The sequence below is a fragment of the Novosphingobium sp. genome (assembly GCF_039595395.1).
Taxonomy (GTDB): domain Bacteria; phylum Pseudomonadota; class Alphaproteobacteria; order Sphingomonadales; family Sphingomonadaceae; genus Novosphingobium.
The window spans coordinates 1,849,986-1,873,058 of sequence record NZ_JBCNLP010000006.1; the positions used below are offsets into that span (position 1 = coordinate 1,849,986).

The window sequence follows — 23,073 nt, forward strand, 5'->3', positions numbered from 1 at the left end:
ACCGTGCGTGTTGAGCCGATAACCCGTGCTACAGTTGTTGGCACGGCAGGGACGGCGGATTGCGGTCTGCCTGTCAGGACCTAGGTGCGACAGCGTTGGGGCGCCTCTAGGTCCCAAAGCGAATCGTTGGCTGCCTTCGTTGCGAAGATGAATGACCGACAGCTTTGAACGAGGTCAAGAAGCCGAATGAACGGCAGCTCTGTCAGCGAACTCGTGCGAACTCTATTGCCTTGTTTGTCTCACAAACGTTTACCAATACAGGAAGCAATCCAGACAGGCGGTAAGCATCGATGAACCAGTCATAATCGGCGATGTCCTGTCGGCTTGGGGCACGATGAAACGCGCACTGCGTCGAGGGACATGATAGGGGATTAAGCGTGAAAAGGAGCTCTATATTTGCCGTCATGCTCTGCATCAGCAGCACAAACCTCGCCCATGCGGCGCCCCCGTATTGGGGACAAGCCCTGAAGGCCGACGCGCAGGCCATGCATGACATCCTTGGTTCCGATCATCCAGGCACCATCGACCTGCAGAACCCGCAATTCGCGGTCAATCTGGACAAGGGCCTGGAAGCCATCAAAACCCAGGCTGCCGTGGTGCGCACGGCAGGCGGATGGTACTGGGCGCTCAAAGGCTATGCCGCGCTTTTCGATGATGCCCATCTTCAGGTTGTTTTTTCCGATACGGCACCGGCGTTGCCGACACGCTGGGCGGGGTTTCTCACGCGCTACAGCAGGGGAGAGTTGATCGTCGCCTACAGAGATCCGGCCATGCAGGGGCTGCCAGCAGTCGGCGCCAGGCTGCTTGCCTGTGACGGCATTCCGGCTGACAAGCTGGCCGCCGCACGCGTGGGGCGTTTTGTAGGCCAATGGTCGCTGGAAGCTCAACGCACGAAGTTCGCCGCCTGGCTGGTGGAGGATCGTGGCAATCCTTGGCTCACCACCTTGCGATCGTGCAGGTTTTCTTTCGCTGGCCGTGAGCGCAGCTACGCCACGAAGTGGCGCCCCATCGCGGCGGTGGATCTTGCAGCCGCCGAGGCCCGTGCGATGCCCAAGCGCCGCACCGAATTCGCCTATCGCCAGTTGGAGGATAGCACCTGGTGGTTGTCGTTTCCCGATTTCAGTGGAAATCCGCAGGGCGCTGACTTCAAGATCCTGACTTCGGTCATCGCCCGCATGCGGGCCGACCAACGCGCCCTGCGCGGTGCCAGGCGGATCGTCCTTGACGTGCGGGGCAATGGCGGAGGGTCCTCAGCCTGGGGCGATGACATTGCGGCGACGATTTGGGACGACGACTGGCGGGCCGCGCACCCCGTCCCGAGGCCCCAGGCCGTGGACTGGCGCGTATCCAGAGGCAATATCGCCGCCCTTCAAGGCTATGTCGACAGCTACAAGGCATCGGGCAGCGATGCGAGTGGGCTTGAAGAGGAAGTGACCGCAATGAAGGCGGCGGATCAGGCCCACGAAATCTGGTGGCACCAGCCGATGGCGTTTCCATCGCAGGCAGCGGCCGACAGGGGCAGGACGCCGCAGGTCAAGGTTTTCGTGCTTACGGATGAATGGTGCTTCTCAGCTTGCCTCGATGCCGTGGACGAATGGAAGGCCGACGGTGCTGTCCAGGTCGGGCGCGCCACGGGGGCGGATACGCTCTATATCGAGAACAAGCTTGTTCCCTTGCCAAGCGGGAAAGCGCAACTGGCCGTATCGATGAAGGTCTACCGCGGCCGGGCACGAGGGAACAACCAGCCGCAGGTGCCCGAGCATGTCTGGCAAGGAAGCATGGATGACGACCCGGCACTCTTGCGTTGGATAAAGGGCCTGTAGCGAACGTAGTCCATCTGTCTGATCTCTCTTGTTCGTCGACCTTGCTTGATCGCGGAATTACACCGACGCGGCATCTCCCCGATTTTCGAGCTGCTGCAGCATAGTCGGCGCCAATAGCTGCCCGTGTCGGAGGCAAGCGATGGCTGCGTTCCTGGCTCAGGTGAGCAATGCCCCAGCTTCGGCCATTCAAGCGCACTGTGACCGACATGGACCAACGAGTGGATGGATGCCGCGACCTTGCACCGTTAATGCCATTGCTTTTGCGGCAATGGATAACCCCACCCGTTCCGTACTCGCGCAAATTATGCAAGTAGTTCACTAACGACCTGACAGAGGCATCTCTGCGAAGCTCATGCGCGGATTCTGGAGTTCACGGGGAACCTGTGGATTGGAACAGCCCGAGCTATGGGTATACTGCAGCGTTGCATGACACAGGCGGCAAGTGGGATGCAGCCACTCCCAATCGTTGGATCAGAAATCCGAAAATGATGATACCCGGCACTTCGATGCAATTTTCAGGCATTGAGGATGAGCTCGATCGTGCCGATATCATCGTCTACTTGCGACATCAGAGCGAAGCACGGAACTGATTGAACGCTTGTATCTGGCATTGGTAGATCAGCCCTAATCGCACGTTTCCTCCCCGGGAAATGCCCCAAAAGCCACTTGACGTCCGGAGATAAGAACCAAAGTCCAGCCTACTTCGTATCATTCAAATTTCGGGATAAAATGGCTATTGCCGACGCAGGAATAGTCCCTTCCTGTCGATACTCTGGTATGATTGCGGCCTAACCGAAACTCCGAAACAGATAACCACCCGTCTATTTGACAAGCGTGAAGTCAGGAGTTTTATCCATGTCCGCAGCGAGCCACACCGTCACTCAGTCCAAACGCTATCTCGAACCGCGCAGCGACCTCGGAGCAGATGCTTCCCGCGATATTTCTGGGGGACTGACCGCGTTGCTCGCCGACGTGTTTGCCCTCTACCTCAAAACCAAGAACTTCCACTGGCACATGAGCGGACCTCATTTCCGCGATTATCACCTGCTCCTGGACGAGCAGGCTGCGGAGATCTTCGCAATGACCGATCTCGTCGCGGAACGGGTTCGGAAGCTAGGCGGCGGCACAATCCGGTCGATCTCTGACATCGCCGGTAAACAGCGCATCCTGGACAACAACGCAGACTACGTCGAACCCGGCGACATGCTGGCCGAACTGGAAGACGACAACCGTCAGCTGGTCGCGGCGATGCGCGAAGTCCATGGGTTGTGCGACGACAAGGGTGACGTCGCAAGCGCCAGCCTGCTGGAAGTCTGGATCGATGAAGCCGAACGGCGCGCTTGGTTCTTGTACGAGAGCGGCCGCCACTGACACTGCTGCTCGTAGGTGAGCTGCAACCGGGTCGCCACCTACGGCGACCCGGACAGTTCCCGGTCTCCCTTCGGGAGGAGCCTTAAATATCAGGCAAGCTACCTGCCCTGCCCCCAGATCCCAGGGCGCGGCAATCCCGAGACAGGCCAGTGGGGCTTGGGCAAAACGCCTTGCTGTTCGGCCCACTGCCTCTCAGCCCTTTGCGAGTGCATCTCCATACGCAGGGCCTCGGGTTTAGAGAGCCGGCACGAACCCAGTTTATGAGGCCCCTCGCCCGGCCAGCCACAGCACGAGATTTTCGACATACTGATGGATGGACGCGCGAGCAGCAGGCGAATGCGCCAAGCCATGCCCCGGTTTTTCCGAAACGAAGCCCGGACAACCGGCGGATGGATCCCAGTTATAGTCCGCAAAGTGGTGGAAGGTCGACTCCGCGATCACCGGCCCTGCCGTCTCCGTAGGTTCAAAGGCGACCGCGATGTTGAAGGACTGCCCACTCACCTTGCTGGTGCCTGTAGCTATAACGCGGGCAGAAGGATCGCCGACGGGCACCCCCACCGCCCCCTCATGGGGATGCGAGGGAAGATAACGGACGTATCCTTCCGGCGCATCGACATGACGCAGAACGGGATGCAACTCCCCGACGGGGACAATCTCCTGAAAATCCCCGTTGGCACCGGAGTGGTAGTTGGGCCAGAGAATATAGGAGGTTTCATAGTCGTCGATGACGTGCCGGGTCGGATCGGGATCGCGCTGGGAACTATGGAAGAAATGGGCACCTCCCACTCCCCCCAGCGTGCAGACCGAACTTCCCAGATCCATATGGTCGCGAGATACAAGCAATCCGCGCCCTTTGGCGCGGAAACGACCGATCGCCTCGCAATCCTCGGCGTGAAGGCCATTGCCCGTATCAACCGCGAAGAGCCACATTTCGTCAAAGTCGGAATGGTCGATGGTTGAGAGAACCGGATCGGGTTCGCCCGGTGTAGCCCGGTCTCGCGCCGTCACATGGCACAAAGGATTACCGGCATCATCCGTTAGCCCCGCCAGATATTCACGAAGGAGAGAAAAGCGACCGATATGCCAGTCCTCCTCCGTCGTCGGGATGGTCGTCTGCAGCAAGATGCGGATGGGATTCGACATGCAATGGTCCTACTGATCGTGCCACATTGTTCTTGGACTGGCGTGCGCCTTGCTTTCTCCATGACTGCCGACAGACGTCCTGAAGGAGAAATATTTTACAATTCTCCAATCTACAAGAAAGACATCGCGATAGGAGTTCGCCTGGCGAGCCACTATCGAGGATGGCCTCGGGAACAATCTAAAACATCCTTCACAGCACGTCACGGCTGCTTTTATCCATACCATAGTATGGCATCCCGATAGCTTGGTAGTCCTTCAACCCAATCCCCACCGACCTCTATCTGTGCCAATCCATCCTTCCGGAGGCCTTTACGATGAGCGATCTGGCTACCCACATTATCGACGCCCACGGCGGACTTGAGCAATGGCGCAAGTTCAAGACGCTGAAGGCACACCTCATTCAGGGCGGTGCCCTGTGGATGCTGAAGGGCAAAGCAGGTGTCCTGGACGACACCTGGGTTACCATCGACCTGACCCGCGAGCATGCCTCGCACGCTCCCTTCGGCGATGCTTCGCGCAAATCTTCCTTCACGCCTGGCAAGGTTGCGCTTCTCTCCGATGCCGGGAGCGTGCTGGAGGAGCTTGACCAGCCACGCGCCTCTTTCGCAGGGCACACCCTCGAAACGCCCTGGAGCGACCTCCAGCTGGCCTATTTCGCCGGCTGCGCCATGTGGACCTATCTGACCATGCCGTTCCTGCTGGCCTCGCCCGGTGTCGAGACAGAGGAGCTCGAAGCCGTGGTGGAGAACGGTGAAACCCTTCGTCGGCTGCGCGTTCGCTTCCCCGCCGACATCGCGACGCACAGCACCACGCAGACGCTCTATGTCGATGAAAGCGGCCTGATCAAGCGCCACGACTATGACGTCGAAATCGCGGGCAACACCCCGGGCGCCCATTTCATTTCCGACTATACCGAAGTCGGCGGCATCAAGATCCCGACCAAGCGCCGGATTTTCCCACGCGGTGAAGACGGCAAGGCGATGCCCGAGCCGCTCGTCGTTTCGATCGATCTTGATCAGATCACCCTGGCTTGATCGATCGCTGATCAAGAGCCCCATACCAAGTTATTGGGCAGCCGATTCCTTGGATCAGTGGCGGCGACCTGCGCGATTGCGCAAAACTGCCCATGACAGGATCGGAGGGCGCTTCCATCAATCCCCCCCGCCGGCGCCCGTGACCTAACGTTACCCCCGTCCCGGTCAGGCCGATCCTGTCACCTTTTTACCTGCGAGGAGCGCTTGAATGAGCCTTACCATCACGCAACACACCACCGTGACGGTGCCGACCCAGTTTGTCGAAGCCGCCAACGGCATCCGCTACGCCTATCGTCGCTTCGGTGACGCGAGCGGCGTCCCTCTCGTCCTTCTGCCGCGTTTTCGCGGAGATTTGGACAGTTGGGACCCTGCCATCCTCGACACCCTCGCGGATGAACGTGAAGTTATCCTGGTCAACAACCGTGGGGTTAGTTCCACGAGCGGCACGACGCCTTCGACCATCACCGAGATGGCCCGTGATCTGGTCGCTTTCCTCGACGCCCTCTCGCTGACCGAGGTGGATCTGCTCGGCTTCTCGCTGGGCGGCTTCGTCGCCCAGGAGATCGCCCTCATCCGCCCGGATGTGGTGCGCAAGCTGATCCTGGCTGCCACCGGCCCCCAAGGCGGACCGAACATGCATGGCTGGCGCGCCGATATCCGCGATGCGGTCCGTAAGGATCCTCCCGGGCCGCCCGAACTGCTCTACACTTTCTTCAAGCCGACCGTGACCAGCCAGGCCGCAGGCGCCGAGTATCTCGGCCGCTTCATCGCCCGGACTGAAGATCGCGATATCGCCAGCACGCTGCAAACCCGCGATGCCCATTATGATGCCGTGTGCGACTGGGGCATCCCGGATCATTCCAAGCTGCAGCGCCTCCAGGGCATCCTTCAGCCGACCTTCGTCTGCAATGGCGATGCCGATGCGATGATCCCCCCGAGCCTTTCGCACCTCATGGGCGGCCTGATCCCCAACGCCATCGTCAAGATCTATCCTGACGCCGGCCACGGCTTCCTCTTCCAGCACCATGCCGAATTCTCGGCGGACGTGAACGAGTTCCTCAACGCCTGATAGCCGGGGGTCGGTCGACCGCTCAAAAGAGCAACTGACTGCACGAGGCTACAAGAGATCGGCCCCGCCAGCACTCAAGCAGGCGGGGCCGATTTATGATATGCTTGTGACAATTCACACAGCTCGGCGGGACGCCGTGGGATGTCGAGCCGCATTATCATGCATTTTCCTGAAACCAGAAAATGCAGGATAACTCCGCCAACCCTGCGGCTCAGGGGTCAAACCCGATAGCCCCCAGAAATCCACGAGCGCACCAGTGCCGCGTAGTCACCCGGTGCATCTTCCCACACGAAATGCCCTGTTTCCAGGACGATGTGACGGGACTTCGGTAGGCCGGCCGCCAGGAAATCGCCGTTCACCGGTGGAACGATAGGATCGTTCTTGCCGGAGACCACCAGCACGGGCGTTTCGATGGTCGGGAGAAGATCCCGCAAGATTGGCAGATCACGTGGATAGGCTCGCACATAATCGGCCGCTTCTACCCAGCGACGGGCAGAGGACGACTGACGGAAATCCTCCATCGCCTCCGCCGGAGGGAGGTTGCGCGTCATACGCTGGATCGTCCCGGTCACCTGAGCGCCGCCTTCGGCCTCGCCATATGAACCAGGTGCAGCCTCGATCACGCCCCGCAGCCCCTGCCCCAGCAGATCCATGCTGGCTCCGCCACTGCCGATGACAATGCTCTCAAACAGGTTTGGCGCCTGCGCGGCGGCAAAAAGCAACGCCGAGGTGCCAACGTCCGGCCCGACGGCGTGAACACGTTCGAGGCCGAGTTCGGCCGCCAACCGAACGATAAAAGCGCCCATGGGGGCGGGCGCCATCACATCTGCACGATGAGCGGACTGGCCAAAGCCTGGCAGGTCCACAGCGATGATGGGGCCAAGCCCGCCAATGTCTTTCCACACCGCATGAAATGCATAGATGCTCTGCGGCCAGGGCGCAGTCATCAAAATCGGGATGCCCTCACCGGGCGTTCTGAGCAGACGAAGTTCGTGGCCTTCGAACGTCATGAAGTAGGGTCGGTCGGGGTAAAAAATGGGGTCGCCCATGTATCGCGCCTCTTTGATCGAAGGATTGGCCGGGCGGAGGCTCGGGGCCTCCGCCCGGCGGGCATCAGGTAAAGCGATAGTTGGAGAGATCGATCGCCACGATCAGCGGATCGGCCGCCGGCGTGTTATCAGGCAGGCGCGGGTAGATCCGCATCTTGCCGTAGAGGGTGATCCCGTCGACAACGACCGGCTCGCTCAGATAGCGCGCCGCAGGATTGCTCCCCTGAATATCGACCTCATAGTCGTGGCGACGCAGATGCCCCTTCTCGTCGAAATAATAGGTCTGCGTCTTGCTGTGGGTCGCAATCGTCTCGGGAAACTCCGCGCGCAGACGACGCCAGGTCTCCCCATTCTCGGTCCAGCTTTCCACCTCCTGCGTCACGACGCCTGGCTGCTTGAGCAGGAACGGCGACGTGAGATAGGTCCACATGGTATAGCCGGCGAAATATCCCACCTGAGGATTGCTCCAGGGGGTTTCCATCTCATAACCGGCAAAGGATCCGCGCGGCTCGAGCAGCTCTTCCACGACCTCACCCTCGGGGGTCTCGATCGCAACGCGGCCCGGCGTGAAATTCGAGCGGTTCTGCGTCGGAGCGAAAGGCCAGTGGGACACATGCTCCTGGGTCAGATCGACCTTCACATGGGCATGCTCCAGCACCGTAGGCTGGCCCTTGAGTGCCCAGAGGATGCCGCCTTGAAGCAGATCAGCTTCAAGCGTCTTGAAGCTCTTGAAGCGCTCCAAACCACCGTGGGCCTCGATCACGAAGTCAACCAGATCACTCATCATCACATCTCCTGAGACGACTTTCAGCGACCACTGCTGAAAGTCAGAGCAGATCGACGCGACACCGGGAATCCTGGAGCAATGCGTTGAGGATTCGAAGGAAATCGCGTCGACCTCATGGCCAGGAGATTGTCTGCCTTAGAGCGTCCAAACCATTCACGATCTGGAATGTGTTGACCATACCAAGGTAGCCCATCCGGAAGAGGCCCGGCCAAACCTGGCGCTCACACGACCGCCTGCCCCTGGCTCGACCGTCATTCAAAGAGGCATCGCCTCAGAGGCACTGGGCGATAAGATCGCGAACCTTGGCGGACAACATACGACCGACCTCGGCGACATGTTCAATCGCGAATGATCCCATCAGATCAGCCGGATCGTCGAACATGATCGTTGTCCCACCATCACTGAGATCTTCGAAAATTCCGAGCCGGAAGGGTGCGTAGAGCCCGACGCCCAGATCGTAGGCCGTGATGTCAGCGGCTACGAGAGGATTGCCGATTGCATATTGAACGCTTCGACCTGGCCGCCCCAATCGTTCGAGAAGACCATGTTCGATCTTGCCCAACAGGACGAAGCCACTGGGGGCCGCCAGACCGGACAGTCGCTTCCGAAGGCCGTCGGCACTGAGCTGCGCGTCTTCTGCCTTCTGGTTGGGATCGAGGCGATGAACGATCCGTTCGAAGCGCTCCACCACCTCGGCAAATTCTCGTCCCGTTTTCGCGGTCACCCGCTTGAGTGTGAAGGCATCTTCCGCAAACACGCTATTGATCGGCTTGCCGCTCATCTTTTGGTTCCTTCGAATTTTTGAGCATCTTCACGCGCAGCCCACCGCAGCGCGCTTGGCCTCAGGCGAGAAAGGAGTTCTTGCCCGTCACCGCGTTTTTGCCGGGACGGTCGCGAACAGGAGGCCAAGCCCTTCGGCAAGGGTCGGGTGGGCGATGATCGCGTCGCGCAGAGCGGTGTAAGGCAGTCCGCCGGCCATCGCCATTTGCACCGCTGTCATCACTTCACCGGCCTGGGCGCCCAGCATCGCAAAGCCGAGAATACGATCATCATCACCGACCAGCGCCTTCATAAAGCCACCACGCTCACCGAGCGTTCGTGCACGAGGCACCGCATTCATCGAAAGCATCGCGAGGCGATAGTCGATGCCGGTGGCCTTGGCCTCTTTCTCGCTCAGGCCGATCCGTGCGAGTTCGGGATCCGTAAAGACGCAATAGGGAATGACGCGCCCCGCCCTGGTGTAGTTGCCCCCGGCAAGGCCGCACTTGATCACCCGGAAGTCATCAAGGGAGGCATGGGTAAACATCGGGGTGCCAGCGATCTCGCCGAGCGCCCAAATGCCATCAGCCGTCGTCCGAAGCCGGTCATCGGCCTTGACGAAACCCAGGCCATCGAGGTCAACCCCCGCAATATCGAGGCCAATATCCCGCGTCATCGGCCGGCGTCCCGTGGCAACGAGAAGGTGTGACCCTTCAAGTTCCTTCCCGTCTGCAAGCCGCACGGAGACGGCCTGACCTGACCGCCCGGAGACCTCGACAATTGCCGATCCCAGGGCGAAGCTGACGCCGCCAGCACTTAGGGCGGCCTGAAGGGCTGCCGAGATATCGGGATCTTCGCGTCTGGCGATCTGGTCGCCAGCCTCGATAATGGTGACCTTGCTGCCGAGACGACGAAATGCCTGGCCCAGTTCAAGACCGATGTAACCACCTCCCAACACCAGCAAGTGCGAGGGGAGGCTGTCCAGGCGCAAGGCCTCGACATGGGTCATCGGTTCCGCGTCTTTGAGGCCCGGAATGTCAGGGACCAGCGCTTGAGTGCCAAGGTTGAGATAAATCTCCCCGGCGGTCAGGCGCCGGACGCCGTTGTCCAACTGAACCTCGATCACGCGAGGTTCGACAAAGCGCCCCCACCCTATCAGGAGATCCAATCCAGAAGCCAGAAAGGCAGCCAGGTTAAGATCCACCATTTCCTGGACAACCGATGCGGTCCGCCGCGCCACCGCCGGCATGGACAAAGTCACCACATCGGGAGAGCCGTAATCATCGGCATGAACCGCGAGGTCGTGGACCTGAGCGCTGCGGATCAGGGTCTTGCTCGGGATGCAGGCGACGTTGATGCACGAGCCACCGATGAGGCCGCGTTCGATTAACGCAACCTTCCGACCGGCCTTGGCCTGGTCCATGGCGAGGGTCTTCCCGGCCTTGCCGCCGCCAAAGACGATGAGGTCATAGGTTTCCACGCTCATGGACCAGCCCCCTTAGGCTTTGATGAAGGCAAGCAGATCGGGGTTCAGCACATCGGCATGCGTCGTCAGCATGCCATGCGGGTAGCCCGGATAGATCTTGATCTGACCGTGCTTGAGGAGCTTGATCGAAAGCAGCCCTGCGTCGGCGATCGGCACCACCTGATCATCATCACCATGCATAACCAGCGTGGGAACGCTGATTGCCTTGAGGTCTTCGGTGAAATCGGTCTCCGAGAAGGCCGCGATGCAGTCGTAGTGCGCTTTGGCGCCACCGATCATGCCCTGACGCCACCAGTTCTGGATGGTGCCGGGGTAGATCTTCGCACCAGGACGGTTGAACCCGTAGAACGGCCCGCTCGCGACATCGAGATAGAACTGGGCGCGATTGGCCGCGAGAGCCGAACGGAAGCCATCGAAAACCTCCATCGGCGTGCCGCCAGGGTTCTTCACGGACTTGACCATGATCGGGGGCACCGCGCCGACCAGCACAGCCTTGGCAACGCGGCCAGGCTTGGCGCGAGCAGCATAGCGAGCGGCCTCGCCGCCGCCGGTCGAGTGCCCGATATGCACGGCATTGCGCAGGTCCAGGTGATCGGTCAGCGCGATGACATCGGCCACGTAGGTGTCCATGTCATTGCCGGTGTCGGTCTGGGTCGAACGGCCATGACCGCGACGGTCATGCGCGATCACACGGAAGCCGTGGCTCAGGAAATAGAGCATCTGGGCATCCCAATCGTCCGAGCTCAGCGGCCAGCCATGATGGAAAAAGATGGGCTGGGCATCCTTGGGACCCCAGTCCTTGAAGAAAATCTCGGTGCCGTCTGCGACCTTGAACGTACCCATGCCAAAATCTCCATGTCCTGAATGTGTCGAGTGTGATGCCGAGAGAGCGACTTCAGGTAGCAGGGTAAGCCCCGCCGACGCGAGCGCCCCACCCATTATCATCTGGCCCACCATCTGGCGGCGCGTGATGTCGAAGAGGGAATTGCTCATCGGTTAAATGCCCATTTTGAGAGAGCGGGAGGCCCGCCCGAATGGGCACCGGCATCCCCGGCAAGAGATATCAACCTCGCGAGAAATCAGGACAATCGCACCTGAGTATTGGGCGATACCCACCAAGGTATCTGTTGAGATCACATGTCTGGCGGCAAACTGCCCGCCGCGACGTTAAGCCGGGCGGGCAGCGCAGGTCGGATCAGAGCTTATTCAGCGGCAGCGGCATAGGCATCCATGGCGCGCGTGGAATAGACCAGCGCCGCCCCCGCGTTCAGTCCGATGGCCACGCCGAGCGCTTCGGCCAGCTCTTCCCGGGTCGCACCTGCGGCCAAGGCTGCTTTCGTGTGGACCGATATGCAGCCGTCGCACCGCAGGGTGATGGCGCAGGCCGCTGCGATCAGCTCACGGGTCTTTTCATCGAGGTGGTTGGTCTTTTTACCCGCACCGCCGATCGTTGCGTAGCCCCGGGTGATATCGGGGCTGATGTGCCCGATTTCCGAAACACCCTGGAGGACCTGATCGCGATATCCGTTCCAATCCATCATATGCATGGCATTTTACTCCCTGTTTAAAACTGGTCGGTGGCCCGGTGGTCAGAAGCCTTCGATCACGGTCTTGCCGATCGAGGTCGAATCCTCGATCAATTGATGGGCCTCTCGGACCGTGGCGGCATCGATGGGAGCGAGCCGGTTGGTCAGCGTGGTGACCAGCGCTCCGGCATCGACCAGCTCGGAAACCTCATTGAGCAGGCGATGCTGCTCGATCATGTCAGCCGTCCGGAACATCGAACGGGTAAACATGAATTCCCAACTCACGCTGATCGCCTTGCGCTTGAGCGGAGCAATATCCAGGGAAGCCGGGTCATCGATGACGGCAATGTGCCCTTGAGGCGCGACGATCTTGGGGAACAGCGGCAGATACTGATCGGTCGCCGTCAGGGACGCGACATAATCGACCATCGGGATATCGAGCCGCTCCAGCTGCTCCTCGATCGACTGCCGATAATCGATGACAAAGTCGGCCCCCATCTTTTTGACCCATTCGACGGTATCGGGTCGCGAGGCAGTCGCCAGGATGGTCAAGCCAGTGAGCTTGCGCGCCAACTGGATCAGGATCGATCCCACGCCCCCTGCCCCATTGATGACCAGCAAGGTCCCCTTGCTCAGATCACGATCGCGAGGCAGCCCGAAGCGGCTGAACAGGATCTCCCAGGCGGTGATTGTCGTCAGCGGCAACGCCGCCGCCTCGCCCCAGTCCAGCTTCGCAGGCTTGCGACCGACGATGCGCTCATCCACCAGCTGATACTCAGCGTAGGAACCGGGGCGAGTGATGTCACCCGCGTAGAACACCTCGTCGCCGACCTTGAAATGTTCGACCTCGGTACCGACGGCTTCAACGATGCCCGCTGCGTCAAAGCCCAGGATCTTGGGTTCCTCACCTGCCGGGGCCGCGCTTGCCCTAAGTTTCACATCGACAGGATTGACCGAGACAGCCTTGACCTTGACCAGCAGGTCTCGTGGGCCCGGCACTGGCGAGCGCAGAATAACATCCAGAAGCGCATCGGGCCGATCAACTGGGCCAGGTGTTTGATAACCAACAGCTTTCATGAGAAGTCTCCTGAGAATTTGCGTAGATCAGGGCTGGCCTGCCAGCTTGAGGGTGAAGAGCGAGATCGGCCATTCCACCCGCGACACCCCTTGATTGAAGAGTGGCACCCGATCGATCTGGGCCGCCGGCATCAGCAGCTGACCGTCATCTGTGATGAACATCGCATCGACCCAATGGAGGCGCGGGTCGCAGGCGATGGTGGTGATGACGCCATCAGGTGCTCGCTTGCGGATCGCATTTGCTTTGAGATCCGAGAAGTAGAGGTTGCCATGGGCATCCATGACGCTGCCTCCCATCGGAGGAAGATCCGCAAAAGGCCGGACGGCCTTGTCCAAGGCCTGTGGGGTGACCTTGGGATCATCGAGCAAGCTGGTGGGCACCCGCGACCAGGGCCCTTCAAGCGGGCCGTAATACAGCCACTGGCCGTCCGGGCTGAGCTCCATAGGATCAGAATTCACCAGCAGCGGACGGTTGTCCGGCCCCTTGAGAACCTGCCCCTCCATCACGATCGGTCGGTTCGAAGACGCAACCGTGGAGGGGTGCCGGTCGAGCACCCGACGGCTCCGACCAGTGTCCAGGTCCAGAACGATGATCCCGGCGTTGCCGGCATCGGTCAGATAGGCGTGCTTGCCGTTGAACCGGATGTCATCGACATAGGACCCTTTCCTCGCCACCTCGGGTGGAAAATGGATCACACGGGTGACCTTGTTCTCGCGCAGATCGATCTTCACCAGCTTGGCCGCGCCGGGCAGCGGATCTCCGCCGAAGGTTGGGGCTCCGGTGTCGACCACCCAGAGCGCGCCTTCGGGATCGCGGCGAAGTGCGTTGATGTTCACGAATGAGCGCGCGCCATCCTCGCCCGCCTTCCATTCGTTCCAGCCAGCATCCGGATAGGGGATGATCTGTCCGTTCCGGGCAGCCGCCAACTGAGGCCCCGATTGCCCGGTCCAACGGGGACCGGAAAGCAGATAGCGATTCCCATCGGCCACAACCGCATTCCAGAGCTGGCTTCGCGTCGAAACCACGCTCTCGATCTGGGCCAATCCCGTCGAATCTTTGCCCGTCGAGTGTTCAGTCGCGGAGCCAACGGTCAGCACGCCGCCTGCCACCGCCGCCAACACCGCACCACCAAAGGTGGCGAGCACTACACCACTGCAAGCGGCGGCCAAAACGCTGCCGAAAACCCATAATCTTTTCCGCGAGTGCCGCACGGCGACCTCCTCTTCGTTCGATGCCATCTGGCGTGCGAACAAGATCGGCCGACCGGCCTGCCTTCACCAGACCAACTTCGGTATGGGCATCATGCATAAATGCATGGACTGATCGCTGGAGAGAGATAAATCCTGCATCAATGAACAGCGCCCGTGAGCCCTCCTCCCTCGACTGGAATCATCTCCGGTTGTTTCTCGCGATCGCGCGCACCGGCACGCTCACCGCAGCAGCGATGCGCATGAAGATCACGCAACCCACCGCAGGGCGCCAGCTGCGTAGCCTCGAGGAAGCGGCCGGAACCGCGCTTTTCCAGCGGTCTCACAACGGATTTCGTCTCACCGACGCGGGCCAGACCGTGCTCGCCTATGCCCAGAATATCGAGGACGAGGCCCTGCAGCTTGAACGCCAATTGATGAATGGCGAGGAGCGGCTTGGCGGCGTACTGCGGCTCTCGACCTCTGACTGGTTTGCCTCGCGCGTTCTGGCCGATCCGCTTGCTGGCTTCGTTGATCAGCACACGGGCCTGACCACCGAACTCCTTGCTGATTTCCGCCTTTCGAGCCTCCACCGCCGGGAAGCCGACATGGTGTTTCGTTTCGCCCCCTTCAGCGAAGGGGACATTGTCCAGCGACGATTCACGCACGTCCGCTATGGAGCCTATATCAGCCCGGCCTACCGGCGGAAATTCGGAGATCCGCTTTCCAGCGCGGACGGCACGGGTCACCATATCGTGACGATGGACACAGCGCTGGCTGGTGCTGCCGACGCGCTCTGGCTCCAGCAGCGATGGCCCCAGGCACGGCTCGCATTTCGCAGCAACAATCGCGAAGCACAGGCGATCGCCTGCCTTCGCGGGACAGGCATCGCCGTCTTGCCACGATTGATCGGAGATTCACTTGGGCTCGAAAGGCTTGAACCTGCTCCGCCCGGCCGAGATGTCTGGCTCGGCTATCACCGGGATGTCAGACATTCACGTCGGATTCGCTTGCTCATCGAGCACCTGACAGCCCATGTTCAACTGGAGATATGAAACAACATCAGTGTCTCAAGTGATTGCATTCGGACCCCATCCACTACCTAGGTATGCTTGCCCCAATCATGGCCACCCGATATGCCCGCAGAGCAGGAGGCTCGGGTTTCGACGAGAGGATTAAAACGTGACTCAACCCGCCCTCGTGGCCGTCGTCGATGACGACGAGGACGTGCGAGAGTCCTTGGAAATGCTCGTCCTGAGCGTTGGCCATGAGGCTGTCCTCTTCGAAACCGCAGATGCGCTGCTAGCCTCACCGCTCCTTGATGAGTTCCGCTGCGTCATCAGCGATGTCCAGATGCCTGGCACAAACGGCATTCAACTGGCCCGTGAGATTCGCTCACGGACAGCCGTCCCCGTCATCCTGATCACCGCGTTTCCCGCTGATGAAATCGAGCGAAGGGCGAGGGATGCCGGAGTCCACCAGTTCCTCAGCAAGCCATTTGATCCCAATGCGCTTATCGACGAATTGGTCAGCCTATTGGGCTAAGACGACCTTAGCCGACAATGCCTGCGTCGTGAGCGGACAGAATCCCGTCTGATGGCGGGAGCGGAAGGTCAATGGTCACCCTGGCCCCTCCTCCATTTTCGCGGTTAGCTATGCCGATCTGGCCGCCATGCCCCTCGATGATGGAGCGGCAAATTGATAATCCGAGCCCCAGTCCATTGGGCTTGGTTGACTGAAAGCTCCTGAAACTCGCGCCCTCGCCGCCCTCGGGAAAACCCGGCCCGGTATCGGAGATGACGATCGAAAAAGTGTCCCCTCCTGCTGTGGCCGAGATCTGGAGGGCACGCTGGCCTGCCTGTCCTTCCATTGCCTGCACGGCATTCATCATGAGGTTGACCATAACCTGCTGGAGCTGGACGCGGTCCCCACGAATGCGGGGTAGATCCTTGTCGAATGCGAAGTTGACCAGAATATCATGGTCCCGGAGCTCTCGGGCGACAAGCTGGTGGGCATCGGAAATCACCTGCGTGACCTCCAGATCCACAAGCTCAACTTTCTGGTTGGAAGCCATCGCCCGAATGCGAGAGATGATCTCTCCGGCCCGAATGGCGTCACGCAGAACCCTCTGACTCAGGGTGGCCAGATGTTTTGCGGCCATGGCCGGCTGACGGGCGATCCGTTCGGCGGCCACGGCGTTGTTCGCAATAGCGGTGATCGGTTGCGAGATCTCGTGAGCGATTGACGCTGACAGCTCGCCCAGCATAGAAATCCGGGAAGCATGGGTCAATTGCCGCTGGAGCCGCTCCAATTCCTCGCGGGCCTGAACCTGCTCGGTGATGTCGAGTTGAGCTGCCAGCACCCGGCCCCTGCTGTAGGGAAGCGAAACGACCCGGCAGAACAGCGTATCGGCAAATGTCCCGTCAAGGCGACGCATACGCAGTTCGGACTGGAACACGGCCTCCCCCCGCCAACTCGCCTGGATTCCCCGGCGGTAGGCCTCGCGGCCCGGCTCGAACATGCCCTTGAGCGATCGGCCGATCAAATCCTCTCGCGAGGCTGCGCCGCATAATCTGGCACCCGCGTCATTCGTCTCGATGACGGTGACGGCTTCCATGGCAAAATCCACGAAGTCCGGGTGCTCGTTGATATATTGCTCGAGATCGACGACGCCTTGCGCCCGCAGCTCTTCGAAGCGCTGTGCCAGCCGGCTTGTGTCCATCTCCGAGATCGCGATGGACGGAATCTCGTAGAACATTTTCTCGCGCTGGCTGGCGAGATCAAGCTCGCGAGAAACACGGATCCGCTCGGAGATATCGGTGAAGCCGATCAGCAAACTGCCGCGTCCAACCGTCCCGGGCAGGAAGGACACGGTGAAGAGCGCCTCGAATTCCCGCCCGCCCAGGCTGCGCATGCGGGTTTCGCAGATGAAATGCGACTGCCCGCTCACCGCTGCAATCACGGCGGCAGCGTAGTCCTTGTGACTTGCCTGAGGCCAATAATGTTCGAGCGAGATCGCCAGCAGGTCTCGCTTGGTACCGGGACCGAACAGTTCGACTGAACGCTCATTGATATCGACGACCCGCGTCGCCCGCATCATCTCACGCACAAGATCCGGATTGCGAGCAAGATGGCCGGCCAGATCGGCCTTGGCTTCATTGCCCAAACGGCCCAAAATTCGACCTACGCCTGAAAAATCGAGTTCCCAGAAAGCTGCCGCCACCGCGCTGAACAGGTTGCGATAGCGGTACTCACTGGCCGCGAGCTTGATTTCAGCTGGATGCTTGGAATCGAGGAGAGATGAGACTTCAACGATTTCTCCTGGCGCCACGCCGAGAGATTGTGAGGTCGCGCACTTGACCCGCACGGTCAAACCGGTGCCGTCGAAGGCAATACGATCGATCGTGCCCTCCCAAACTCCCTCGGTCTCAAGGGCCTCGGCTATGTCGTCGGGATAAGCGCCAAAAAGTTCAGCAAGGTGCTGGCCGTTTGCCTCGTGAGGTTGCCAGCCATAGAGGGTTGAGGCAGCCAGATTCCAACCCGAAATCCGACCGTCCCTCGACGCGATGACACTCTCGCTCATCAGGTCCCAAAGGCCTGTACTCTGCGTCAAGCTGCCTGCTTTCTCATCGACCGACGACCCTAATTTCAAGACCTATGCAGTGCGGCCGATCGATCCGATGACGCTTCCTCGCGCCGACGCCCCGCCCGCGAGTACCGCAAAATCTACCGATAGCAGCGCAGATCTAGTGGTCGTTTGCCTTAACGGCAAGGGCAAGGCTTGATCCCCAAGCCACCGAGCCAATGAGCATGCTCGCCGGGCCGCCAGGGCGCCTCCCGGTCACCGGCTAACCTACCATCCGAGGATGTCGAGCTTCATAACCAGATCAGCGACCGAGTTAGCCTTCAATTTGCGCCCCGCACTCGAACGGTGCATCTTCACCGTGATTTCGGTGATGCCGAGCTCATAGGCGATTTGTTTGTTGAGGAGGCCGCGCTTCACGCCCTTCAAAACGTCGGTCTCACGGGGCGTCAGCGCCTTGGCCAGAACGTGGACCTGTCGGGCCGCATGATGCCCCGCCCAGCGCTCGCGATCACGCTCCAGGGCCGACATCACGGCATCAAGGAGTTCCTGTTCACGGAAAGGCTTGGGCAGAAAATCCACGGCCCCGGCCTTCATGGCTCGGACTGACGTAGGGACGTCGGCGTAACCGGTCAAAAAGATGATCGGCAGCTTCACCCCCGTTTCAACGAGGCGAGCCTGGAGGTCCAGCCCACTGGATCCGGGCATGCGCAAATCGAGCACCATGCAACTCGGGCGGTCGGGCAGCCCATGGGCCAGCAGCGCCGCTGTCGATGGAAACGCAAGTGAATCCAGACCAACGGAGGTGAAGAGGTCGCTAAGCGCTTCACGAAGGTCATCATCATCATCGACGATGAGAACGAGCGGCTTGTCAGAGGGCGCGCTTTCCACAGGCGCCCCTCGACGATCCTTCGGCACGGCCGATCGCTGGCTTAGCATAGTCGGCCTCCAATCCGTCCTCGACGTCAGGACGTGCTGCCTGCATATGGATCAGCAGCCTGACAGTAAATCCACCAAATGCCCCTCCATACCATGGTATGGCCTCTCATGAGAGCCCTGGCCTGGCCTCCAGTTCTGCCCAAATGCCCTGGAACCGAGGACATAAGGGCAATTCGTCGGACACATTCAAGCAAGCCGCGAGCCAAAGCAGGGGCCGAACGGCGCTATCCCATACCATTGTGTGTGTGGCTGGCGATTAGCGCGCTCAGCATAACCCTGCAAAATTGCTGAAAGGCTTGCCATGCTCACTCATGCGACTGCGCCCACACTTCATATCGAAGCCAACGGCGTGAACTTTGCCTACCGACGCTTTGGTGCCCCGGGCACACTGCCGCTGGTCATGCTTCAGCATTTCACGGGCGGCCTCGATCACTGGGATCCCCTGATCACCGATGGCTTCGCGAAAGACCGCGAGGTCATCCTCGTGAATTACCCCGGCATCGGAGCATCGAGCGGCGAGACGCCCAAGACGATCGAACTGATGGCGCAGAGCATCGATGATTTCATCATGGCTCTCGGACTGGAGACCTTTGATCTCCTGGGCTTCTCGATCGGCGGGATGGTCGCGCAGGCCTATGCCAAGGAGCATTCGTCCAAGCTGCGGAAACTGATTCTCGTGGGGACCAGCCCGCGCGGTGGTGAGCCAACGCCCTTCCAGGAGGAGGTCGTCAAACGGGCGCGTGGGAACGCGGGCCTCGAGGAGCTCGCCTGGCTGTTCTTTGGCCACTCGGAAGCCGGCCGGGCTGCCGCTGGACGCTTTTGGGAGCGCCGCCACAGCCGAACCCTGGAGGTCGATCCCCCTTCACGGCAGGAATCCATCGTATCGCAGGCGATCGCCGGGCACGACTGGCTGGTGCCGCACGGTGAGCGCTTTGCGGATCTCAAGAAGATCTCGGTGCCCACCCTGGTGGTCAACGGCACTCTGGATGTCATGTTGCCGACCATCAACTCCTTCTACCTGCAGCAGAATATCCCGGATGCGCAGCTGATCATCTATCCCGACGCGGGCCATGCCCCGCATTTCCAGTTCCCTGGGCTGTTTCTGGCCCATGCCAACCTGTTCCTCGAAGGTTGAAGGGCCGGGGCGCCCCCTCGCCCATCAATCCACTCTGAACACGCCTGGGTCTCCCAAACGGGTCCCGGCCCCCTCAAAACTTACATCAAAGGAACGCTTGTCATGACGACCTCATCCAAGGGTACCGCGCTCATCACCGGTGCATCGGCGGGCATTGGTGCCGTCTATGCCGATCGCCTGGCGAAGCGAGGCTATGATCTCATCCTGGTCGCTCGCAACGCAGAGCGCCTCCACGACATCGCGACCGATCTCAGCGAGAAGACCGGGCGCCGCGTGGAAACGCTTACCGCCGATCTCATCACCAAAGAAGGCCGCACCTCCGTCGAGGAAATTCTGGCGAGCCGCGAGGATATCACGCTGCTGGTGAACAATGCCGGCTTCGGCGGCGTCGCCCCGCTCGTTTCGTCCGATCCCGATCTGATGGAGGACATGATCGCGGTCAATGTCACGGCTCTGACCCGTCTGACCTATGCTGCCGTGCCGGCGATGCTCGCCCGTGGCCATGGTGCCATCATCAACATCTCCTCGATCGTCGCGATCGGCCCCGAGATCCTCAACGGCGTCTACGGCGGCAGCAAGGCCTTCGTGCTGGCGTTCACCCAGTCGCTCCTGAGCGAGGTGGCGGACAAAGGCATTCGCGTCCAGACCGTTCTGCCGGGCGGTACGGCGACCGATTTCTGGTCCGTGGCGGGTTATGGCGAATATGCCGAAAGCCCCAAGGCGATGCCCGTCGATCTCCTGGTCGATTCCGCAATGGCGGGCTTCGATTTGGGCGAGACGGTCACCATCCCGCCGCTCCAGGATGGCGCTCTTTGGGATCGGTTCGATTCCGCACGGCGCGAGATTGCCGAAAACGTTGCCCATGCCCGACCGGCCGCGCGCTACGGCCTCACCGAGGCATAAACCAACGCATAGGTCGCCTTTCGCGATCGACCAGCGATGATGTAACGATGGATGATGGGGTAAAGCAGCATGCGCGGTGAATTGCTTGGTACGGTCTGGGGCCGGCAGGGTCGGATCGTTCTGGGAAACAAGGGCCCCCTCCACCCGGGCCCTTGGGCACCCCTGCGCAGCCTTATCTGGATGGTCGCCCTGTTGATTGTGACGGGCGCCATCCTATCCCTTCAGTCGCTGGTCAAATCATGGATCCCCAACGAGACCCTGACGGTCACGATGGCGTTCATATGCACCCTGCTCGCCTACGGCGCCTATTTCGGGCTGGTTAGAAAGGGAGAGCGCCGCTGGCCATCAGAGCTCTCCCTTCAGGCCTTCTGGCAAGAGTATCTCGCGGGCTTTCTGGCCGGCTGCCTGATCATCACACTCACTGTTGGATTGCTCTGGCTGGCTGGCCTTTATGATATCCGGCTCAGCCAGTGGAGCGATTGGGCGCACGATCTGCGCGAGACGATCGGGACCGGCTTGCTTGAAGAATTATTGGCGCGGCTCATCCTTTTCCGCCTCCTCTCTCGGGCCTTCGGGCTGCCTGCCGGGCTCATCATCTCAGCCATAGCTTTCGGCGCTGCCCATATTTTCAACCCTCACTCCTCCCCGCTCGCCGCTATCGCCATTGCTGTCGAAGCCGGGCTGCTCTTTGCGGGCTTCTATATCCTGACCGGCAGGGTCTGGATGTCGGCTGGAATCCACGCTGGCTGGAACCTGATGCTTGGCGGCGTTTTCGGCGCTCGCGTGTCCGGCATGGCCAGCGACGGGAGCCTTTTGACGAGCCTTCCCAAACCGGGGTCCATGGACATCCTGACCGGCGGGGCCTTCGGGCCAGAAGCTTCCCTGCCCGCCGTGATCATTGGCCTTGCCGCCTTTGTCTTGACCCTGCGCCAGCTGCCAAAGACGGACGCCTGAACAGCCACACTTTCGTATGGCTGCCCCATGCCATGATGGTGGTGGTCCGTGCGCTTTCGATCGGCGATTGACTAAGCTCGAAAGCGAAAGGCCCTCCCATGAGCGAATGTGAAGGAAGCGCTTACCGGGCAGATCGCACCGGATCTGGCAAAAGACAGAGCGCTTCAACAGAAAATCCGGCTGAGATCCTGGCCCCTGCCGAGACCGATGGGCAGGGTCTGCTCTCCAGCCTTCAGGACAACGGCATCGCGTTTTGGGTCTACTGCACGGCAAGCTGCCGCAGCTTCCTGCTTGGCCCCGATGGTATTGTGCCTGGTATTGCTGGGGATGCATTTCATCCGGAGGGCGGTTCCTTGGTCGAAGAGGATCATGGCATCCTCGCCTCGGCTCTCGAAGCCATGGAAAAGCTGGGCGAATCCCGCGAAGTCCGGTTTCGCGTCAAAGATGAGGCCGGCGCCATTCGATGGTTGCGTTGCACAGGATCGCGCCTGCCCGGCACCAATCCTATTCGCCTCGGGGGGTTGGTCATCGACATTACTGGCGAAGTCGAAGCGGTCGAAATGCAGGCGCTGATCGCCAGCGAACTCCAGCACCGTCTGCATAATCTGTTTGCCGTTTTTTCGGCCATGGTCCGCAGCCTCGCACGGCAATTCAACGATGCCCCCTCCTACGCGAACGAACTGGAGAACCGCCTCGGGTCTCTGGCGAAAGCCCACGATCTTCTCTGGGCATCCGAGAGCCATCCGACGCTCGGAAACCTTCTCGAGGCCATTCTCGCGCCATATCGGGACCTTGCGATCCTCGAGCTGACCGGCCCGACGGTCTCGATACTCCCAGGCGCCGTAACGCCTCTCACGCTCATCCTCCACGAATGGGTCACCAATTCGGTCAAGTATGGCTGCCTGCGAGGCCTCACGGAGGCGCGCCTGACCATCTATTGGGAAACCAGCAACACCGAGCTGAGAATCCTGTGGGTTGAAGATATACCCGGGCCCATCGCCGATAGCCAACGCGGCTCCGGGTTTGGCAGTCGACTCCTGGAGGCATTGGTCAAACAGATTGATGCGCGCTTCGAACGCCGGATTTTCCCTGGTCAGACCGCCCTGTCGCTGGCCATGCCATTGCGCCTCTTCACAGCCGCATAGTACCCGTCGCCGGCGCCCCGCCCACTTGCGAGGTCTGAAGCACCGCCTCCCAATTCAAACCAGGGCGCCGGAGCCGGGCCGCACTCCGCCCCCTGGGTTGAT

General features: G+C 60.6%; 21 protein-coding genes. 10 read left to right on the forward strand and 11 right to left on the reverse strand.

What is annotated here, in order from left to right; translation table 11 throughout:
- The first annotated feature begins 485 nt into the window (after positions 1 to 485).
- Positions 486 to 1,823 (forward strand): S41 family peptidase, encoded by a 1,338-nt coding sequence (locus tag ABDW49_RS27665; protein WP_343617081.1) that lies wholly within the window; start codon positions 486 to 488, stop codon positions 1,821 to 1,823.
- A gap of 855 nt (positions 1,824 to 2,678) precedes the next feature.
- Positions 2,679 to 3,194 carry a DNA starvation/stationary phase protection protein gene (locus tag ABDW49_RS27670; protein WP_343617083.1) on the forward strand — a complete coding sequence of 172 codons (516 nt, stop codon included), beginning with the start codon at positions 2,679 to 2,681 and terminating at the stop codon, positions 3,192 to 3,194.
- A 258-nt stretch (positions 3,195 to 3,452) separates the two neighbouring features.
- Here the strand turns inward: ABDW49_RS27670 and ABDW49_RS27675 are convergent, their stop codons facing one another.
- Positions 3,453 to 4,337: a hypothetical protein gene (locus tag ABDW49_RS27675; RefSeq protein WP_343617084.1), complete on the reverse strand. Its 885-nt coding sequence runs from the start codon at positions 4,335 to 4,337 to the stop codon at positions 3,453 to 3,455.
- Positions 4,338 to 4,651: 314 nt separating this feature from the next.
- Here ABDW49_RS27675 and ABDW49_RS27680 point away from each other — a divergent pair, with 314 nt between their 5' ends.
- A complete protein-coding gene (locus ABDW49_RS27680) occupies positions 4,652 to 5,371 on the forward strand; it encodes a hypothetical protein (protein ID WP_343617085.1) in 720 nt (239 codons plus the stop codon).
- A 208-nt stretch (positions 5,372 to 5,579) separates the two neighbouring features.
- Entirely contained in the window at positions 5,580 to 6,440 is an 861-nt protein-coding gene (locus tag ABDW49_RS27685) for an alpha/beta hydrolase (protein WP_343617087.1), read from the forward strand.
- Positions 6,441 to 6,658: 218 nt separating this feature from the next.
- Here ABDW49_RS27685 and ABDW49_RS27690 read toward each other — a convergent pair whose 3' ends face one another.
- From ABDW49_RS27690 to ABDW49_RS27725, 8 genes are all read right to left on the reverse strand, one after another.
- Positions 6,659 to 7,489: an alpha/beta hydrolase gene (locus ABDW49_RS27690; RefSeq protein WP_343617089.1), complete on the reverse strand. Its 831-nt coding sequence runs from the start codon at positions 7,487 to 7,489 to the stop codon at positions 6,659 to 6,661.
- Positions 7,490 to 7,553: 64 nt separating this feature from the next.
- Positions 7,554 to 8,276 (reverse strand): hypothetical protein, encoded by a 723-nt coding sequence (locus ABDW49_RS27695; RefSeq protein ID WP_343617091.1) that lies wholly within the window; start codon positions 8,274 to 8,276, stop codon positions 7,554 to 7,556.
- Between the two features lie 271 nt (positions 8,277 to 8,547).
- The gene (locus tag ABDW49_RS27700) at positions 8,548 to 9,057 is read right to left on the reverse strand and encodes a DUF302 domain-containing protein (RefSeq protein WP_343617093.1); all 510 of its coding nucleotides are present in this window, start codon (positions 9,055 to 9,057) and stop codon (positions 8,548 to 8,550) included.
- A gap of 87 nt (positions 9,058 to 9,144) precedes the next feature.
- The gene (locus ABDW49_RS27705) at positions 9,145 to 10,521 is read right to left on the reverse strand and encodes an FAD-dependent oxidoreductase (RefSeq protein ID WP_343617095.1); all 1,377 of its coding nucleotides are present in this window, start codon (positions 10,519 to 10,521) and stop codon (positions 9,145 to 9,147) included.
- A 12-nt stretch (positions 10,522 to 10,533) separates the two neighbouring features.
- The gene (locus tag ABDW49_RS27710) at positions 10,534 to 11,364 is read right to left on the reverse strand and encodes an alpha/beta hydrolase (protein WP_343617424.1); all 831 of its coding nucleotides are present in this window, start codon (positions 11,362 to 11,364) and stop codon (positions 10,534 to 10,536) included.
- Positions 11,365 to 11,723: 359 nt separating this feature from the next.
- Positions 11,724 to 12,068 carry a carboxymuconolactone decarboxylase family protein gene (locus tag ABDW49_RS27715; RefSeq protein ID WP_343617097.1) on the reverse strand — a complete coding sequence of 115 codons (345 nt, stop codon included), beginning with the start codon at positions 12,066 to 12,068 and terminating at the stop codon, positions 11,724 to 11,726.
- Between the two features lie 42 nt (positions 12,069 to 12,110).
- Positions 12,111 to 13,124 (reverse strand): zinc-binding alcohol dehydrogenase family protein, encoded by a 1,014-nt coding sequence (locus tag ABDW49_RS27720; protein WP_343617099.1) that lies wholly within the window; start codon positions 13,122 to 13,124, stop codon positions 12,111 to 12,113.
- 27 nt (positions 13,125 to 13,151) lie between these two features.
- Complete coding sequence (locus tag ABDW49_RS27725; RefSeq protein WP_343617101.1) at positions 13,152 to 14,378, reverse strand: L-dopachrome tautomerase-related protein; 1,227 nt, start codon at positions 14,376 to 14,378, stop codon at positions 13,152 to 13,154.
- Between the two features lie 98 nt (positions 14,379 to 14,476).
- Here ABDW49_RS27725 and ABDW49_RS27730 point away from each other — a divergent pair, with 98 nt between their 5' ends.
- The gene (locus ABDW49_RS27730; RefSeq protein ID WP_343617102.1) at positions 14,477 to 15,367 is read left to right on the forward strand and encodes a LysR family transcriptional regulator; all 891 of its coding nucleotides are present in this window, start codon (positions 14,477 to 14,479) and stop codon (positions 15,365 to 15,367) included.
- A 127-nt stretch (positions 15,368 to 15,494) separates the two neighbouring features.
- A complete protein-coding gene (locus ABDW49_RS27735) occupies positions 15,495 to 15,857 on the forward strand; it encodes a response regulator (RefSeq protein ID WP_343617104.1) in 363 nt (120 codons plus the stop codon).
- Between the two features lie 7 nt (positions 15,858 to 15,864).
- On the opposite strand, the gene ABDW49_RS27740 is transcribed toward ABDW49_RS27735, so the two are convergent.
- Together ABDW49_RS27740 and ABDW49_RS27745 are read right to left on the reverse strand one after the other, a co-directional pair.
- On the reverse strand, positions 15,865 to 17,895 hold the full coding sequence (locus ABDW49_RS27740; RefSeq protein WP_343617106.1) for an ATP-binding protein: 2,031 nt from the start codon (positions 17,893 to 17,895) through the stop codon (positions 15,865 to 15,867).
- A 270-nt stretch (positions 17,896 to 18,165) separates the two neighbouring features.
- Positions 18,166 to 18,786: a response regulator gene (locus ABDW49_RS27745; RefSeq protein ID WP_343617108.1), complete on the reverse strand. Its 621-nt coding sequence runs from the start codon at positions 18,784 to 18,786 to the stop codon at positions 18,166 to 18,168.
- A gap of 349 nt (positions 18,787 to 19,135) precedes the next feature.
- Here ABDW49_RS27745 and ABDW49_RS27750 point away from each other — a divergent pair, with 349 nt between their 5' ends.
- The 4 genes from ABDW49_RS27750 (at position 19,136) to ABDW49_RS27765 (ending at position 22,971) form a co-directional block, all read left to right on the forward strand.
- On the forward strand, positions 19,136 to 19,969 hold the full coding sequence (locus tag ABDW49_RS27750) for an alpha/beta hydrolase (RefSeq protein WP_343617110.1): 834 nt from the start codon (positions 19,136 to 19,138) through the stop codon (positions 19,967 to 19,969).
- A 102-nt stretch (positions 19,970 to 20,071) separates the two neighbouring features.
- Complete coding sequence (locus tag ABDW49_RS27755) at positions 20,072 to 20,872, forward strand: SDR family oxidoreductase (RefSeq protein WP_343617112.1); 801 nt, start codon at positions 20,072 to 20,074, stop codon at positions 20,870 to 20,872.
- Positions 20,873 to 21,052: 180 nt separating this feature from the next.
- The gene (locus ABDW49_RS27760) at positions 21,053 to 21,826 is read left to right on the forward strand and encodes a type II CAAX endopeptidase family protein (protein WP_343617113.1); all 774 of its coding nucleotides are present in this window, start codon (positions 21,053 to 21,055) and stop codon (positions 21,824 to 21,826) included.
- 98 nt (positions 21,827 to 21,924) lie between these two features.
- The gene (locus tag ABDW49_RS27765; RefSeq protein ID WP_343617114.1) at positions 21,925 to 22,971 is read left to right on the forward strand and encodes a sensor histidine kinase; all 1,047 of its coding nucleotides are present in this window, start codon (positions 21,925 to 21,927) and stop codon (positions 22,969 to 22,971) included.
- Positions 22,972 to 23,073: the final 102 nt, after the last annotated feature.

Coding starts and splice junctions, on each gene's coding strand:
- ABDW49_RS27755 (WP_343617112.1), top strand. CDS start 20,072: ATGACGACCTCATCCAAGGGTACCGCGCTCATCACCGGTGCATCGGCG.
- ABDW49_RS27765 (WP_343617114.1), top strand. CDS start 21,925: ATGAGCGAATGTGAAGGAAGCGCTTACCGGGCAGATCGCACCGGATCT.
- ABDW49_RS27705 (WP_343617095.1), bottom strand. CDS start 10,521: ATGAGCGTGGAAACCTATGACCTCATCGTCTTTGGCGGCGGCAAGGCC.
- ABDW49_RS27685 (WP_343617087.1), top strand. CDS start 5,580: ATGAGCCTTACCATCACGCAACACACCACCGTGACGGTGCCGACCCAG.
- ABDW49_RS27670 (WP_343617083.1), top strand. CDS start 2,679: ATGTCCGCAGCGAGCCACACCGTCACTCAGTCCAAACGCTATCTCGAA.
- ABDW49_RS27715 (WP_343617097.1), bottom strand. CDS start 12,068: ATGCATATGATGGATTGGAACGGATATCGCGATCAGGTCCTCCAGGGT.
- ABDW49_RS27760 (WP_343617113.1), top strand. CDS start 21,053: ATGGTCGCCCTGTTGATTGTGACGGGCGCCATCCTATCCCTTCAGTCG.
- ABDW49_RS27740 (WP_343617106.1), bottom strand. CDS start 17,895: ATGAGCGAGAGTGTCATCGCGTCGAGGGACGGTCGGATTTCGGGTTGG.
- ABDW49_RS27730 (WP_343617102.1), top strand. CDS start 14,477: ATGAACAGCGCCCGTGAGCCCTCCTCCCTCGACTGGAATCATCTCCGG.
- ABDW49_RS27680 (WP_343617085.1), top strand. CDS start 4,652: ATGAGCGATCTGGCTACCCACATTATCGACGCCCACGGCGGACTTGAG.
- ABDW49_RS27710 (WP_343617424.1), bottom strand. CDS start 11,364: ATGGGTACGTTCAAGGTCGCAGACGGCACCGAGATTTTCTTCAAGGAC.
- ABDW49_RS27675 (WP_343617084.1), bottom strand. CDS start 4,337: ATGTCGAATCCCATCCGCATCTTGCTGCAGACGACCATCCCGACGACG.
- ABDW49_RS27690 (WP_343617089.1), bottom strand. CDS start 7,489: ATGGGCGACCCCATTTTTTACCCCGACCGACCCTACTTCATGACGTTC.
- ABDW49_RS27695 (WP_343617091.1), bottom strand. CDS start 8,276: ATGATGAGTGATCTGGTTGACTTCGTGATCGAGGCCCACGGTGGTTTG.
- ABDW49_RS27720 (WP_343617099.1), bottom strand. CDS start 13,124: ATGAAAGCTGTTGGTTATCAAACACCTGGCCCAGTTGATCGGCCCGAT.
- ABDW49_RS27665 (WP_343617081.1), top strand. CDS start 486: ATGCATGACATCCTTGGTTCCGATCATCCAGGCACCATCGACCTGCAG.
- ABDW49_RS27750 (WP_343617110.1), top strand. CDS start 19,136: ATGCTCACTCATGCGACTGCGCCCACACTTCATATCGAAGCCAACGGC.
- ABDW49_RS27700 (WP_343617093.1), bottom strand. CDS start 9,057: ATGAGCGGCAAGCCGATCAATAGCGTGTTTGCGGAAGATGCCTTCACA.